The organism is Bacillus sp. 41-22 (assembly GCF_025809295.1).
In the GTDB taxonomy this organism is placed as follows: Bacteria; Bacillota; Bacilli; order Bacillales; family Bacillaceae_G; genus Bacillus_A; species Bacillus_A mycoides.
Map to the genome: position 1 here is coordinate 4,946,366 of NZ_CP084035.1, position 15,595 is coordinate 4,961,960.

The 15,595-nt window shown below is 36.5% G+C and carries 14 protein-coding genes; 6 read left to right on the top strand and 8 right to left on the bottom strand.

Annotation, left to right across the window (positions count from 1 at the left end):
* Window positions 1-373: 373 nt before the first annotated feature.
* The 3 genes from LCF45_RS25560 to LCF45_RS25570 all read left to right on the top strand — a co-directional run bounded on the left by LCF45_RS25560 (window position 374) and on the right by LCF45_RS25570 (window position 5,176).
* Complete coding sequence (locus LCF45_RS25560) at window positions 374-1,447, top strand: glycosyltransferase family 4 protein (RefSeq protein WP_000378307.1); 1,074 nt, start codon at window positions 374-376, stop codon at window positions 1,445-1,447.
* A gap of 208 nt (window positions 1,448-1,655) precedes the next feature.
* A complete protein-coding gene (locus LCF45_RS25565; protein WP_002129943.1) occupies window positions 1,656-2,393 on the top strand; it encodes a polysaccharide deacetylase family protein in 738 nt (245 codons plus the stop codon).
* A gap of 104 nt (window positions 2,394-2,497) precedes the next feature.
* The gene (locus tag LCF45_RS25570) at window positions 2,498-5,176 is read left to right on the top strand and encodes a sigma-54-dependent transcriptional regulator (protein ID WP_002034748.1); all 2,679 of its coding nucleotides are present in this window, start codon (window positions 2,498-2,500) and stop codon (window positions 5,174-5,176) included.
* A 73-nt stretch (window positions 5,177-5,249) separates the two neighbouring features.
* Here LCF45_RS25570 and exsM read toward each other — a convergent pair whose 3' ends face one another.
* Window positions 5,250-5,663 carry an exosporium regulatory protein ExsM gene (gene exsM / locus LCF45_RS25575; protein WP_002129944.1) on the bottom strand — a complete coding sequence of 138 codons (414 nt, stop codon included), beginning with the start codon at window positions 5,661-5,663 and terminating at the stop codon, window positions 5,250-5,252.
* Between the two features lie 189 nt (window positions 5,664-5,852).
* Here exsM and LCF45_RS25580 point away from each other — a divergent pair, with 189 nt between their 5' ends.
* The gene (locus LCF45_RS25580; RefSeq protein WP_050000994.1) at window positions 5,853-7,034 is read left to right on the top strand and encodes a chromate transporter; all 1,182 of its coding nucleotides are present in this window, start codon (window positions 5,853-5,855) and stop codon (window positions 7,032-7,034) included.
* A 40-nt stretch (window positions 7,035-7,074) separates the two neighbouring features.
* On the opposite strand, the gene chbG is transcribed toward LCF45_RS25580, so the two are convergent.
* The 5 genes from chbG to LCF45_RS25605 form a co-directional block, all read right to left on the bottom strand.
* Window positions 7,075-7,779: a chitin disaccharide deacetylase gene (gene chbG / locus LCF45_RS25585; protein ID WP_002034745.1), complete on the bottom strand. Its 705-nt coding sequence runs from the start codon at window positions 7,777-7,779 to the stop codon at window positions 7,075-7,077.
* A 51-nt stretch (window positions 7,780-7,830) separates the two neighbouring features.
* The gene (gene celF / locus LCF45_RS25590; RefSeq protein ID WP_002129947.1) at window positions 7,831-9,156 is read right to left on the bottom strand and encodes a 6-phospho-beta-glucosidase; all 1,326 of its coding nucleotides are present in this window, start codon (window positions 9,154-9,156) and stop codon (window positions 7,831-7,833) included.
* A 3-nt stretch (window positions 9,157-9,159) separates the two neighbouring features.
* Window positions 9,160-9,483 (bottom strand): PTS lactose/cellobiose transporter subunit IIA, encoded by a 324-nt coding sequence (locus LCF45_RS25595; RefSeq protein ID WP_000989054.1) that lies wholly within the window; start codon window positions 9,481-9,483, stop codon window positions 9,160-9,162.
* 183 nt (window positions 9,484-9,666) lie between these two features.
* Window positions 9,667-10,974 carry a PTS cellobiose transporter subunit IIC gene (gene celB / locus LCF45_RS25600; protein ID WP_002129949.1) on the bottom strand — a complete coding sequence of 436 codons (1,308 nt, stop codon included), beginning with the start codon at window positions 10,972-10,974 and terminating at the stop codon, window positions 9,667-9,669.
* A 16-nt stretch (window positions 10,975-10,990) separates the two neighbouring features.
* Window positions 10,991-11,293 (bottom strand): PTS sugar transporter subunit IIB, encoded by a 303-nt coding sequence (locus tag LCF45_RS25605; protein ID WP_001023565.1) that lies wholly within the window; start codon window positions 11,291-11,293, stop codon window positions 10,991-10,993.
* A 425-nt stretch (window positions 11,294-11,718) separates the two neighbouring features.
* Between LCF45_RS25605 and LCF45_RS25610 the strand changes: the two genes are divergently transcribed.
* Together LCF45_RS25610 and speD are read left to right on the top strand one after the other, a co-directional pair.
* Entirely contained in the window at window positions 11,719-13,200 is a 1,482-nt protein-coding gene (locus LCF45_RS25610) for a polyamine aminopropyltransferase (protein ID WP_263894362.1), read from the top strand.
* Between the two features lie 29 nt (window positions 13,201-13,229).
* Window positions 13,230-13,601: an adenosylmethionine decarboxylase gene (gene speD / locus LCF45_RS25615; RefSeq protein ID WP_002129953.1), complete on the top strand. Its 372-nt coding sequence runs from the start codon at window positions 13,230-13,232 to the stop codon at window positions 13,599-13,601.
* A 352-nt stretch (window positions 13,602-13,953) separates the two neighbouring features.
* Here the strand turns inward: speD and LCF45_RS25620 are convergent, their stop codons facing one another.
* Together LCF45_RS25620 and celB (LCF45_RS25625) are read right to left on the bottom strand one after the other, a co-directional pair.
* Window positions 13,954-14,271: a PTS sugar transporter subunit IIA gene (locus LCF45_RS25620; RefSeq protein ID WP_002016162.1), complete on the bottom strand. Its 318-nt coding sequence runs from the start codon at window positions 14,269-14,271 to the stop codon at window positions 13,954-13,956.
* A gap of 9 nt (window positions 14,272-14,280) precedes the next feature.
* Window positions 14,281-15,582, bottom strand: a complete 1,302-nt coding sequence (gene celB, locus LCF45_RS25625) for a PTS cellobiose transporter subunit IIC (RefSeq protein WP_002016164.1) — start codon at window positions 15,580-15,582, stop codon at window positions 14,281-14,283.
* Window positions 15,583-15,595 lie beyond the last annotated feature (13 nt).

Consider the following 15,595-nt stretch of genomic DNA (forward strand, 5'->3'; position numbering starts at 1 on the left):
TTATTATTTTTTAAGATTTTGTAAAGTTAAATGATGCAATATATACAAAATGTAAATTCCCACATTTTAACACGGAACTTACTCAATTTTACGTGCAACACTTATAATACTGAAACAAAAGTCATCGCTATATGAGAGGGAAGTACAATGTCACATTACAAGCCACAATATGAGATCAACCTTCTCTAAGGACACAACATTCCATATCCAATTGTCATATATTCTATTCACTCCCCTTTACAGCCGAAAGAAAAAAAGATTGAATTCTAATCTTTTTGTGATACCATATGTTATGAGCCTGTAAATAAACATCATAATTTTCAGATAAATACAATTAGAAAAATTACGTTAAACTATAAAGGGTGGGGTATTAATGGACTCACAAGTGATTTATGCCATTTTGGCATCTTTCATCACTGTACTCGTCGTTACTCCTTTAGTTATTAAATTAGCTTTCAAAATAGGAGCAACAGACAAGCCAAATGCGCGTAAAGTACACCAAAAAATTATGCCTCGTCTTGGCGGGTTAGCAATTTTCATCGGTGTAGCCGTAGGATTTGTTGTCGGTGGATTGTACGAACAAAGAATGTTATCGATAACTTTAGGTGCTATCATCATTGTTATCATCGGGATTTTAGATGATATGTACGAACTATCTGCGAAGGTAAAATTCGGTGGACAACTATTAGTTGCCATCATGATTGTAAAAAGTGGATTATTAGTGCAAGTATTATATATTCCAATTCTTGGAGATACTGAACTCGGATGGCTTGCTTATCCAATTACTGTATTTTGGATTGTAGGTATTACAAATGCCATCAACTTAATTGATGGATTAGATGGATTATCCGCAGGGATTTCATCTATCGTACTTGCAACGCTAGCATATATGGCCTTCACTAGCCCATGGGGTACTGGAGCAGCTATTATATTACCTCTAGCACTGATTACATTAGCAAGTACAATTGGATTTTTATTCTACAACTTCCATCCAGCAAAAATTTTCATGGGAGATACAGGAGCACTATTTTTAGGATACTGTATTTCTGTTATATCGTTACTTGGATTATACAAAAGCGTAACGTTATTCAGTTTTATCGTTCCAATCATCATTTTAGGTGTACCTATATTCGATACGACATTTGCAATTATCCGCCGTATCGTAAATAAAAAGCCTATTTCAGCACCTGATAAATCGCATTTACATCACCGTTTGCTTGCAATGGGATTCTCTCATCGTAAAACGGTACTAATTATTTACGCATTGGGTATTTTCTTTAGTGTAAATGCAATTATTTTCAGTAGTGCAACATTATGGTTATCCATTATTCTTCTTTTCATTTTAATCTTCTTTACAGAAATAATTGCTGAAGTAATCGGTCTTGTACACGAACGTTACAAACCAATTATTTCCTTCTATAAAAAAGTGAAAAAACGCGAAGACTAATTGTAGTATAGCCTTTACTATTATGAAATATTCAAATAGCATCCTCTTTTCATAAGAGGATGCTATTTTTTATTTTTTAATCCTTATTCCCCATTTCCAAAATATAGATTGTTTGAGAGTGCCTCTATTGGAGAAAGATATACGTATAACGAAAAAAGTATCAAATTTTCATTTTTACATCTTGATTGTCAAACTGAGGGTGAATGTTATGATCAAGCGATTACTTCAATGTATAATTTTATTTTTAACTATTACTATGTACGCATCATCGAATACAAAAGCAACTACAGACATTCAAGTAAAAGATTACCAAAGTATTCAAACTACCTCTCCTACAACAAAAATTGCGTACTTAACATTTGATGACGGACCAAATAAATACACACCACAAATTTTAAATATTTTAAAAGAGAAGAACGGAAAAGCAACTTTCTTCGTTATTGGCGGAAAGGTGCCACATTATAAAAAAACGATGGAGCGATTGATTAAAGATGGACATTATATCGGTCTCCATAGTATGTCGCATGATGTAAAACGTCTTTATACTGGCGATCCATCTGTTTTAATTGCAGAAATGGAGCAAACCCAAAACATTGTCCAGCAAGTTACACATTTAAATACACATCTCGTTCGGGTCCCATACGGTAGCATGCCTTACTTAAAAAAGAATTACCGTGATGCACTCGTATCTGCCCAGTATAAAATGTGGGATTGGACAATTGATACATATGACTGGAAAAGCTATGATAATCCTTCCGCAATACTAGAAAGGGTACGAAATCAAAGCGATGAACAAGTAGAGGTTATTTTAATGCATGATTCTAGTGTCACAGTGCAAATACTCCCAAAAGTAATTGATTATTTACACTCACAAGGATATAAACTACTTCCCTACAATCCATCTTCCCATCTCGAAGTGAATTTTTGGAAAGACACAAGATTGTAACAGCTTTAGTGCCTATGTACTAAAGCTGTTTTATTTTTCTCTTCCCACACTTCTCATTTTTGTGTAGAATTTTAAATAGTGATGAAGTTTCGAGGTGAATAGAAATGAAACGAATAGATCTCATTTTTAACGCAATACAAAAAGGGAATTATACAGAAGGTATAACAGCATCAGAACTCGCTACACTTCTACAGCTAGACCGTGCAAATGTTAGTAGCGATTTAAACAAGCTTGTGAAAGATAATCGTTTATTAAAAACGAGTACACGCCCTGTCCGTTTTTATATAGAAACGAACACTTCATTGGAAACGCATTCAACAAAGGGCACTTCATTAGATACATTTGCTATTGAAAATACAAGCCTAAAAATTGCAATTGAAAAAGCAAAAGCTTCTATTCTCTATCCTCCAAACGGTATGCATACTTTACTACTTGGAGAAACAGGTGTCGGAAAATCGATGTTCGCTTCTTTAATGCACGAATACGCAATTGAAGTGGAACAACTTCCAAAAGATGCACCTTTTATCGTCTTTAACTGTGCTGATTATGCAAACAATCCACAACTACTACTTGGACAGTTATTTGGGATAAAAAAAGGAGCTTACACAGGTGCCAGTGATCAAAAAGGGTTAATTGAAAAAGCACATGAAGGAATCCTCTTCTTAGATGAAGTACATCGCCTTCCTCCAGAAGGACAAGAGATGCTCTTCACATTTATTGATCGCGGAGTATACCGCCGCCTTGGAGAAACGGAAAATGAACGTAAGGCACGAGTGTTGATTATTACTGCAACAACCGAAGAACCAAATTCATTTTTATTAAAAACATTTACAAGACGTATTCCGATGACCGTTACGCTTCCACCACTTCGTGAGCGAACACATAAAGAACGGTTTGCTTTACTACAGCTATTTTTCACAAATGAAGCAATTCGTCTAAGGAAAGAGATTCATGTTAGTCCAAATACAATGCGTGCTTTCGTCTTTTACAATTGTCCAAATAACATCGGCCAATTGAAAACGGACGTACAAATTGCCTGTGCGAAAGCTTATTCTGATTTCGTAACAAAAAAACGTGATTCTGTCTGTGTTTCAAGTACAGATTTACCTTGGTATATGAAAGAAGGATTATTTATTGAAAGAAAGAGCCGTCATCTATATCAAATACCAAATGAAACATTTGTATTTACAGGTGATGAAGGTTGGAGTAAACATACAATAAAACCCGAAGGAAGTCGCTCTTCTATTTACGATTATATTGATTATAAATATGAAGAACTTCAAGCACGCGGCATTGAAGAGGAAGAATTAGAATTACTAATAGAAAATGATATTCAAAGCTTTTTCGTCCAATACTTTAACCAAATATCTAAAAAAACAAGTCATGAAAATGTTTTTAAAATTGTGGATCGTAATATCGTTTCCGTATGTGAAAAAATTGCGGAACTAGCTGAAAAATATTTATCTAAAACTTTCGATGAAAAAGTATTTCTCGCTTTAAGTTTACATGTACAGACAACTCTACAACGTTTACAGGGCGGGAAACAAATTCACCACCCACAATTAAATCAAATTCGTACGAAATATAAAGAAGCTTTTTCCGTAGCTATGCAATGTATTCAGCTATTAGAAGAAGAATTACAAATAACAATACCTATTGATGAAGCTGGCTTTTTAACAATGTTCTTCGTTGTTGATCCAATTCCTGCCTCACAAACAGAAGTAAAAGTATTAATATTAGCACACGGTAATGGCATCGCAACAGAAATGGCAAACGTTGCAAACGAACTTCTCGGTATTGATGAAGTAACTGGTATCGATATGCCCTTGCATGAATCACCAAAAGACTTCTTAGAGCGTGTTAAAGTGTATATGAAAACACTTCAAAATGTAAACGGGCTTCTTTTACTTGTTGATATGGGATCTCTCGCTTATATTGGTGATATATTAGAAACTGAATTCAAAATCCCTGTACGTGTTCTTTCCATGACGAGTACACCACACGCACTAGAAGCAGCTCGAAAAGCTCAGCTTGGCTATTCATTAGATGCACTATACGAAACAGTTAAGAACTTAACGCCGTTCTATTTAAACGTACAGGAAGAAAAGAAAAAGCCACTATCGCCAATGAAATCCGTGATTTTAACAGCTTGTTTAACCGGCGAAGGAAGTGCTTTAGCAATTCAAAAAATGTTAGAGAACTATTTACGCTTTGATAAAGACTTAATTGAAATTATTCCGATTAGCATCGTTCATGAAAAAGATTTAACGAAAATGATCGAGAACATAAAAAAAGAGCGTAATATCATTTGTATCGTCACGAATTTCGATATGCAAATACCTTGCTTAACATATCATTTCCAAGACATTGTGAACTACACAGCTATTCAACCAATTCAAGAATTGATTACGTATGAAGAAACATATGCAAAAATGGCTGATATTCTTGAACAACAAATGCAGCGTAACGATGGAGCATTACTTATTAAAACAATTCGTTATGCATTAAATACAATTCAAGAATTGATTTCTTTACAGCTAACTCCCGACAGTTTAATGGGTGTGATTTTGCATATGAGCTGCATGGTTGACCGTCTTCAAAAAGGTGAAAGTCTCCTCCCTCATCCTGATAAAGAGAAACGAAGACAAGATGAGTACTGGATGTATATGAAAGTGAAAAAAGCATTGCAACCTATTGAAAATACATTTGAAATACAAATCCCAGATGACGAAGTATTTTATATAATGGACTTCTTCATTAAAAATCAGCCTGTAAAAAATTAAACTAGGCGATATTGTAGCACTCTATATAATTAGAAAAGGCTGTTCCAAAATGTTTTTTGGACAGCCTTTTCGCTTACTTCTTTACTTCCCTTATTCTCCCCCTTATTTCTCCCTTTTTATTAGATTTCGTATTAACATTTACATATACATTTGCTTGCATTATTTCTTGAAACAAGCTGTCAAATGCTTTCCCCTGTAAAGGCCCTTCAAAATCCTCTACTCTAGCTACACCAGTAACGACTCCTTCATTCACACTAATTCCTTGCTCTAACGGACCAAACAAACTTAAAATAACTGGACCAATTTGATTCGCTTTTCCTAAATGAATTTGGCATGACGTGATTTTTTTTATATTTTTTAATATGACCCGATATTGCAACTTCTTTAAATCTTCACTAAAAATGAGCTCTGTTACACCGTAAGCTTCTGTATTTACAGGAGGTACTTCCCTCTTCCCTGTTAACCTAGCAAAGAAATGTGTTGTCATACGGGCATTCTCCTCATATAAATTTCCCAGCACTACTTCTACTACTTTATGGTTTAGACATAATCATTTATGACTTTTTCAAATTTTAATTACGAAGAAAAGATTCACACAATCTTTACATTAAAATCGTTTCTTTTGCTTTACTCCCTCTTGTATAATGCACTTAGAAAAACAGTCTAGGAGGAAATTTTGAAAAATAATAACTACTCTTTCCAATCATTAATAGAGATTTTTCTCGTATCATTTAAATTAGGACTTACTTCATTTGGTGGTCCCGTCGCCCATCTTGGTTATTTTCATCATGAATACGTGCAAAAAAGAAAATGGATGGATGAACGAAGTTACGGAGACTTAGTAGCGCTATGTCAATTCCTTCCTGGCCCTGCTAGCAGCCAAGTCGGTATGGGAGTTGGCTTATTGCGCGGCGGATTATTAGGAGCCATTATTTCATGGATCGGCTTCACTCTCCCATCTGTGCTCGTTTTAGTTTTCTTCGCTTCATTTCTTAACCAATTCGAGCTTGGAAGTACTGGCTGGATTCACGGACTGAAACTTGTAGCGGTCGCAATTGTCGCTCATGCAATATGGGGAATGGCTCAAAAGTTAACACCAGACCGAAACCGTGCAACAATCGCAATTGCAACTGCCGCAATCGCCCTATTATGGCCAAGTAGCTGGACACAAGTAATTCTCATTATAGTATCTGGTTTCATCGGTTGGTTTTTATATCGTGACCGGCCAGTTAGCCAAGCTCATAAAATAAACGTACCTATTTCAAAAATGGTAGCCATATCTTGTCTCGTCTTATTCTTCGGACTATTAATACTGTTACCGATGTTACGACCATACTCTTATTTCATCTCTTTATTTGACAGCTTCTATCGCTCTGGTGCACTTGTATTTGGCGGAGGGCATGTCGTACTTCCTCTTCTTGAAAGTGAGTTTGTACAAAACGGGATGATGACAAAAGAACAATTTCTTGCTGGATACGGATTAACACAAGCAGTGCCAGGGCCACTATTTACATTCGCTTCTTATATAGGAGCAGCGCTAAATGGAACCGCCGGAGCAGTTGTTGCAACGATCGCTATCTTTCTTCCTGCCTTCCTGCTCGTTGTTGGCGTTTTACCATTTTGGGACAGTGTAAGGAGAGTATCTTACATACAAGGTGCACTACTTGGAGTAAACGCAGCCGTTGTCGGCGTTTTACTTGCAGCTTTTTATGATCCAATTTGGACGAGTACAATTATGAATTCTGTAGATTTCGTTTTTGCTTCTCTTCTATTTTGCTTACTCGCTTTTTGGAAAACACCACCTTGGATTATCGTTATAATCGGGGCCTTCGGTGGATATGTTCTATCCATTTTGTAAGCACAAAAAACGACGGCCCCATTTAGCCGTCGTTTTCCTATTAAAACTTCACAAGCTCCATTCCCTCAGGCAGCTCACTCTCCGTTAAAATACGCAACTCTTTCACGCGATCCATTACGTAAGAAGAACGTTTCACAAGCTCTGGGTCAATATAAGCTGGATGCACCATAATTTCTACCGTTTGCTCGTCCTTCACTCTTTCCTTTAACTTCACAAAGTAATCTTCCGTAACACCGTCAGCGTAAAAGTCACTGTAAAACACATCTGAAAATGGGCGCACCGCTCGCTCTTCTTCACAACGACGAATTGGAACATTATATTTACTTGCTAATCTCTCAAGAACGTCGTGTAAAAGCGGTAATCCATGCACGTGATGATGACTATCTAAATGAGTTGGTGTTAATCCGTAAGATAAAAACTTCTCAATTTGAGCAGTCCATTCTTTTTCTACCTCTTCTGGATTTATATTTCCTTCCCATACAACACTTTGTTTGTGAAACAATCCATCGCTACTTACAAGTGATGGAACGTCTTTAAGAAGCGGTTCTCCTGCCGTTAATACGAGATGAACTCCTATCCCTAACGTTTTATACTCTTTCGCTAAGCGTACGGCATGCTCTGTCCCTGGCATATTCATCATCATCGTCGTTGAATTTACAATCCCGTTTTTATGTCCATCAATAATTCCGTAATTTGTACCTTCCGTAAGACCGAAATCATCTGCATTTACAATTAGTTTAATCATCGCAATACCTCCTACTAGAATTAAAAAAAGCGGGCTAAACAGCGCCGCTTCTTATTTCTCTATCTTCTTAAAGAATTGTGGAAGATGTTCTTTATGTGCTTCCAACATTTCATCTAAAATTTGTTTTGCAACTTTATCTGATGGTACAAGTGGGTTAATTGTCATAGCAAGCAGCGCCTTATGATAATCCCCTGTAACAGCAGCTTCAATTGTTGTGCGCTCAAATGATTTAATTTGCTGTACTAAACCACGAACTGGTACTGGAAGATCTCCGACCGCAATTGGTTTTGGACCTTCTTTCGTAATAATACAGTTCACTTCAACAGCCGAATCATGTGGCAAGCTTGCAATTGTTCCGTTGTTTCGTGTATTAACAGGCTGGATATCACCTTTATTATTGTAAATAGACGTAATTAAGCTACATGCTGCGTCACTATAATAAGCTCCGCCGCGCTTTTCTAATTGTGGTGGCTTAATATCTAAATTCGGGTCTTTATATAGCTCGAATAAATCATCTTCTAATTGTTTTACTACTTCTGCACGTGTACCTTTTTCAATCGAAGCTGCTTTCTCTTCTTCCAACATTTCACGTGTTTTATAGTAGTAACGATGATATGGACACGGAATTGCACGAAGACCGCGAATAAAGTCTGGCTCCCAGTTAAGCGCAGCAATGTTTTCCATCGTAATTTGCTTTTCTGGATCTGTTACAAGTTCTAATACACGATCCATTACGCTTACGCCATCCAAGTATACATCTAATCCGTATACCATATGATTTAAACCAGCGAAATCAACGTGTACCCGGCTTGCATCTACTTCAAGTAATCTTGCAAGACCCATACGAATTCCGATTGGAACGTTACATAGACCAACTACTCGTTGAATGTTCGTGTAGCGAAGTACAGCTTCTGTTACCATACCAGCCGGGTTTGCGAAGTTAATTAACCATGCATTCGGACAAAGTTCCTCCATGTCCTTACAAATATCTAAAATAACAGGAATCGTTCTCAGCGCTTTGAACAAACCACCAGGACCATTCGTTTCCTGACCAATTACATCATATTTTAATGGAATTGCTTCATCTTTTGCACGTGCTTCTAACAAACCAACGCGAAGCTGCGTTGTTACGAAGTCAGCACCTTTTAATGCCTCACGGCGATCAAGTGTTAAATGAATATCAATTGGTAAACCTGATTTTTTCACCATACGTTTCGCTAAGTCACCAACGATTTCTAACTTCTCTTTTCCTGCCTCAATATCTACTAACCAAATTTCACGAACAGGAAGCTCGTCATAACGTTTAATAAATCCTTCAATTAACTCTGGTGTATAACTAGAGCCACCGCCGATTGTAGCAATTTTAATTCCAGTCATGCTTTATTCCCCTTTCGCTTCTAGCTTTTTATAAAGGTCAATAAATTCTGCCGCTAATTCTTTTACCGTAATAGAATTCATTAAATGATCTTGCGCATGAATTAAAAGAACACTAATCTCTGTTTTTTCCCCTCTTGCTTCTGATTGTATGAGCTCTGTTTGGAAATGATGCGCTTCATTAATCGCTTCTTTCGCCTTTACCATCGCTTCATCAGCTTCTGCCATTTTCCCCTGTTTGGCAAATTGAAGTGCCTCCATTGCAAAGCTTCGTGCATTACCACTATTTAAAATCAATTGGAATGGAATTTGTTCTGCTGTAGTCATCATAATTACCGCCCTCTCTATTATGGTTCAACCGATTTAAATACCCCTTCAGTTTGAACATTTCTATTAAATTATTATTTTATTAATGATAGTTTGGTGTTCTTGTAGATGGGTCTCATCTTTCTGAACATGATATAAAAGTTAGTTGTTCTGACGAGCTATAAAAACTCGTCAGAACAACACTTTTTAAAGTGATACTGAATTGTCGTTTCCTTTTGTTTCAGCTTTCGCAGCTTGTACATACGTACGGTCACACATTAATACGAATGGATAGTAAATAACTACCGCGATTGCAAAGTTTACTAGCTGCAATGCAGCACCAGCAATACTTCCACCTGCTACAAGATAACCACTAAAGATTGGTGGCATTGTCCATGGAACTAAAGCAACTGTTTTTGGCACCCATCCTAAGGAAATTGCTGTATAAGAAGTAATAACTAATACAACTGGTGTAAGTACGAATGGAATGATTAACGCTGGGTTTAATACAATTGGTGTACCGAAAATAACTGGTTCGTTAATATTGAAGAAACCAGGACCGATAGATACGCGACCTACACCACGAAGTTGCGCACTCTTTGCAACAAGCATTACTGCTACTAAAAATGCTAATGTTGCACCTGATCCACCGATGTATACGTATACATCAAAGAATGGCTTTGTGAAAATGTGCGGTACATCATATGCAGACATACCATCGTTAAATAATTTAATGTTCTTTTCTAGTGCTGGTAAATAGATTGGGTCGATAATACCACCAATAATATTAGGGCCATGTAATCCGAAGAACCATAATACGTGAATAAGTAGAGCAACAATAATTGCACTTGGTAATGTACCTGCTAAACCTTGTAATGGTAATTGAATTGTTTCAAATACGATTTTATGAATACTTGTTCCCGCTAATTTCACAGCTAATTGAATACTTGCTGTTGCGATTAAAATAACAAATGCTGGTACTAATGCTGCAAAGGATTTCATTACTGCTGGTGGAACACCATCTGGCATCTTAATTGTAATATCCCTTTGAACAAAGAACCTGAATACCTCGGTTACAAGAAGAGCTACAATGATAGAAACGAATAAACCTTGTGATCCTGTCCAAGCTAAATCAATACCGCCTTCTTTTGGCGTTGTCGGAGATATAATAATTAATGCACCGAATGTAATAATTGCTGCTGACAACGCGTCTACACCGTAAGATTTCGCTAAATTATAACTTATCCCAACTGCGGCTATGAGGGCTAATATTGCAAAGGACCCTGTCCACATACCACCGCCGATATCTTTCCAAACATCCCCAAATGCACCCTTCATAAGTTTTTGGAATGCATCAACCGGTAGATTATTTATAAGTACTGCAAACGATCCAACTAAAATAAGAGGCATAACTGCGATAAAACCATCACGGATTGCAACTAAATGACGCTGCGATCCGATTCTTCCTGCGACTGGAACTAAATATTTCTCCATAAATGCAATAAATTTTTGCATTTCGCTTCCCCCCTAATTATTTTTTTAGTGTTAATGCGTGATCTAAAACTGCTTCTCCATTCATCATGCCGTAGTGCATTGGGTTAATAACATCGACTCCAACGTTTTTCTCATCGGCAAGCGTTTTCATTGTAGAAAGCATGTAACGAACTTGCGGTCCTAATAATAGTACGTCTGCTTGATCGATATTGTTTTTTACTGCATCCCCAGATACAGCCCAAATCTTACCTTCTAGACCACGAGCTTTTGCAGCCGCTTCCATTTTTGTAACTAGTAAACTTGTAGACATCCCTGCTGAACAACATAATAAAATATTCATTTATAAATCCCCCTTGTGTTGTATAAAAAATTTATGTTTTTTATTTTTCTTTACGCTATTTATTAATGCAATTACCGCGCCAACTTTTCAAAACGCCTAAAATCAGCGTTTTTTCGAGTGATTTCTTTGTGTGTTACCGCTTTCAATCAGTGTGTCCCCAAAAAAACACACAGTGTGTTATAAAACACCTCACTTTTAACACATAACTGTATGAAAATAGATTAGTGTTTAGTTGTCTAGTTGTGTTTAAAACAAAAAAACACTAATTTTTTTAAAAGTGTGAAAATATAGTACCAAAAAATATAATATTTCAACTCAAATCAAAACAAATACCTATTCAAGACACTCGTCTAGTTATTGTCCAGTCAAACTCTATTAAATTACATAGAATAGAATAAAATAAAGTATTTTGAAAGGGGATTCCAATGCCAAAGCATAGAAAAAAGAATAGAATGAAGATTTATAGAATACAGGTTCAAAATAAATGGTATAAACATGAAGAAGGTTCTGAATTAGATTCAAACACGTATAAACTAGACAAACAGGACACTGAAGATACGCCAGACGAGCAAGATAAACAAGACAAGCAAGATAAACAAGACAAGCAAGATAAGCAAGACAAACAAGATAAGCAAGATAAACAAGACAAACCAGGTAAACCAGGTAAACCAGACAAGCAAGATAAACAAGATAAACAAGATAAACAAGATAAACAAGACAAACAAGACAAACAAGACAAACAAGACAAACAAGACAAACAAGACAAACCAGATAAACAAGACAAGCAAGATAAACAAGACAAGCAAGACAAGCAAGATAAACAAGACAAGCAAGATAAACAAGACAAGCAAGATAAACACGACAAGCAAGATAAACACGACAAGCAAGATAAACACGATAAGCAAGATAAACACGATAAGCAAGATAAACACGATAAGCAAGACAAACCAGATAAACAGGACAAACACGATAAACAAGTACAATCGGAAAATGTAATAATAGTACCCACAGATTCGCACAGCTTAGATGTATGGGATGAAATTTCGCTAAAAGAAATACAAGCTGGCGAACATACAAGTTTATTTGAAAAAAAAAGTAATTATCAAAACATTAACTTACTCCAAGTAAGCGATATTCGTTTATATTTGGATAAACAACTACAATTTAGTTCCGTTGATGAGCAAATCTATCATGAAGCACTAGTTCATCCGATTATGTCAAAGGTAATAGATCCAAAGCGTGTTCTCATATTAGGCGGTGGCGATGGTCTTGCTTTAAGAGAGGTTTTAAAATATGAAACGGTTCTTCATGTAGACCTCGTCGACTTAGATGAAGAAATGATTAAGATGGCTCGCAATGTTCCAGAATTAGTTGCTTTAAACAAACGCGCATTTTTTGATGATCGTGCAAATGTACATGTATGTGACGCAAAAGAATTCCTAAAATCTCCTTCCTCTTTATATGATGTAATTATTATTGATTTTCCGGATCCAGCGACAGAAGTATTAAGCACTTTATATACAAGTGAACTCTTTGCCCTTATAGCTACGTTCCTAACAGAGGATGGCGCATTTGTTTGCCAATCTAATTCACCTGCTGATGCACCTCTTGTATATTGGAGTATCGGTAATACAATTGAAAATGCCGGATTAACTGTAAAAAACTATCATATAATTGTTCCTTCTTTCGGAACTGACTGGGGATTTCATATTGCTGCTAACTCTTCACATGTACTCAATCAAATTGAACAACTATACGTAGTACCAACTCCTCGCACATTACCGTCTCTTCTTGCTCCTTTATTTCAATTTAAAGAAGAACATTTAGATCACCGTAACAATGCCGTTTTAAATTTAGAATCTGACCTTACCCTACATCATTGCTATCAACAAGAAATGCAATTTTGATGATATTTTAACAAAGGGGGTACAAGTAGATGGACTATTCTACATTTGGTCGGCATATAATAGTAGATTTATGGGGCGTGGACTTTTCTCTATTAAATGATATTCATTTTTTAGAACATCATTTAGTTTCCGCTGCGAATCGCTCTGGTGCCCACGTTTTAAATGTAAGTAAAAAGGAATTCCACCCATATGGAGTTACGGTATTAATTTTATTATCAGAAAGCCATCTCTCTATTCACACTTATCCTGAAAAGAAATTTGCAGCAATTGATTGTTATACTTGCGGCACATCTGTCGATCCTCAAAAAGCCATTGATTCTATACTAAGCGTATTAAAACCAGAACGTATGCATATAAAAAAATTAATTCGTGGTGTAGGAGAATTTATTACTATCGATTAATTCTCATCCATATTTATCCACAAATAAGGAGGTTTGTTAATATAAAAATACCATCAGTGGAACTTATAACACTCCACTGATGGTAAGCACACATACATAGTCTATTCACCCCGCTATTCGCCGGGCAGTAAAACTCCCACTGATTAAAGTTTCACTTTATCTTAATTGACGATTTAATTTTGCTATTTTTCGTTTCCGATATAAAGTCATCATAAACCATATAATGAAGCTCCCTTTACACTTTCATTTTTACATAAACTTGGAAATAATAAATAAAATCATGCGTAAGTGGTCTTCTTTTCGTCATAACAGTATCTTTGCAAAACATAAAAAAACCTCGCATAAGCAAGGTTCATTCATCCACCGACATCTTCCTATATAATTCTACAAACTCACTCGCCAATTCCTTCACTGTAATTGCGTTCATTAAATGATCTTGTGCATGCACCATCAAAAGGGTAACTTCGGTTTTTTCCCCGGCAGCCTCTTTCTGTATGAGCTCTGTTTGTAAACGATGCGCCTCTTGCAATTCATTTAAAGCTTCTTGTAGTTTCGCTTCTGCTTCCTGAAATTCACCGCGCTTTGCGCAATCAATTGCTTCCATTGAGCAGCTTCTCGCATTACCACCATGCAAAATTAAGTGAAAAGCTTTCGTCTCTATCGTATCCATTTTAGTTCTTTACTCCCCCTTTTCTTCCGCTACTTTTTGTTTATCCCATATTTTTAAGAACGGTAAGTAAATAAAGAATGCAAGTGCAAAGTTAACAAGTTGTAAAACAACACCTGAAATTTTCCCGCCTGATCCTAAATATCCACTAAAAAGAATAGGTGTCGTCCAAGGTACAGCCGCTCCGCTCGGACGTGCGACCCATCCCCATTCCATTGCAAAGTAAGAAACAACCGTTAACACAACTGGTACAAGTATAAATGGAATAAGTAAAAGCGGGTTCATTACTATCGGCATACCGAAAGTCACCATTTCATTAATATTAAAAATACCTGGTGCAATTGACAATCGCCCTAAACTTTTTAATTGCTGACTTCGCGCAAATAGTAACATTCCTACAACTAAAGCGAGTGTTGCACCAGAACCGCCCATATAAATCCATAAATCAAAGAACTGTGCAGTAATCGTATTCGGTACATCTTGCCCTGCTTGGAAAGCAACTCGGTTTTGATCCATTAACGACAACCAAACGGGGCTCATTACACCACCAACAATAGTAGCACCATGAATTCCACACGACCAAAGAACATGAACGAGAATAACTGCTATTATTGCGCCCCAAAGACTAGCACCAAGTACACTAAGTGGTTCCTGTAAAATTTGCCCCACAATATTATGGATACTGCCAAAAGAAGTATTTTCTATAATTAAGCGCAAAATCCAAATAACCGTTACAACAATAAAACCTGGAACAAGTGCCGCAAATGAACGTGTCACAGCTGGTGGAACTGTCTCCGGCATCTTTATAATCATCTTTTTTTGTACAATAAACCGATAAAGTTCAGTAGATATAATTGCAATAATCATCGCTACAAATAAACCTTGGCTTCCCATTAGCGCCGCTGGGATTGCTCCATCTACAATCACACTTTCCTTCGTGCTTGGTATAATATATGCAACTTGAAATGGAGTTGCAAGTAAAAACGTCACAAGCGACAATGCTCCGGATGCTAAAGCGTCCACTTTATAATATTCTCCAAGTCTGTAAGCGATTCCAAAAACAGCTATTAAAGCCATTATATTAAAAGTTGCACTAACTGGATACCCTAAAGCCCTCTGCCAATTCTCACCAAATAAACCTGCCATAAAATCATTATATCCTGGTATTGGTAATGCACTAATAATAAGGAAAAATGATCCAATAATCAAGAAAGGCATCGTTAAAACAATTCCATCACGAATCGCTTGCAAATGTCTCTGTTCTGCAACCTTCCCTGCCACTGGCATCACATATTTCTCTAAAAACCCTATCATCTATCCCACACTC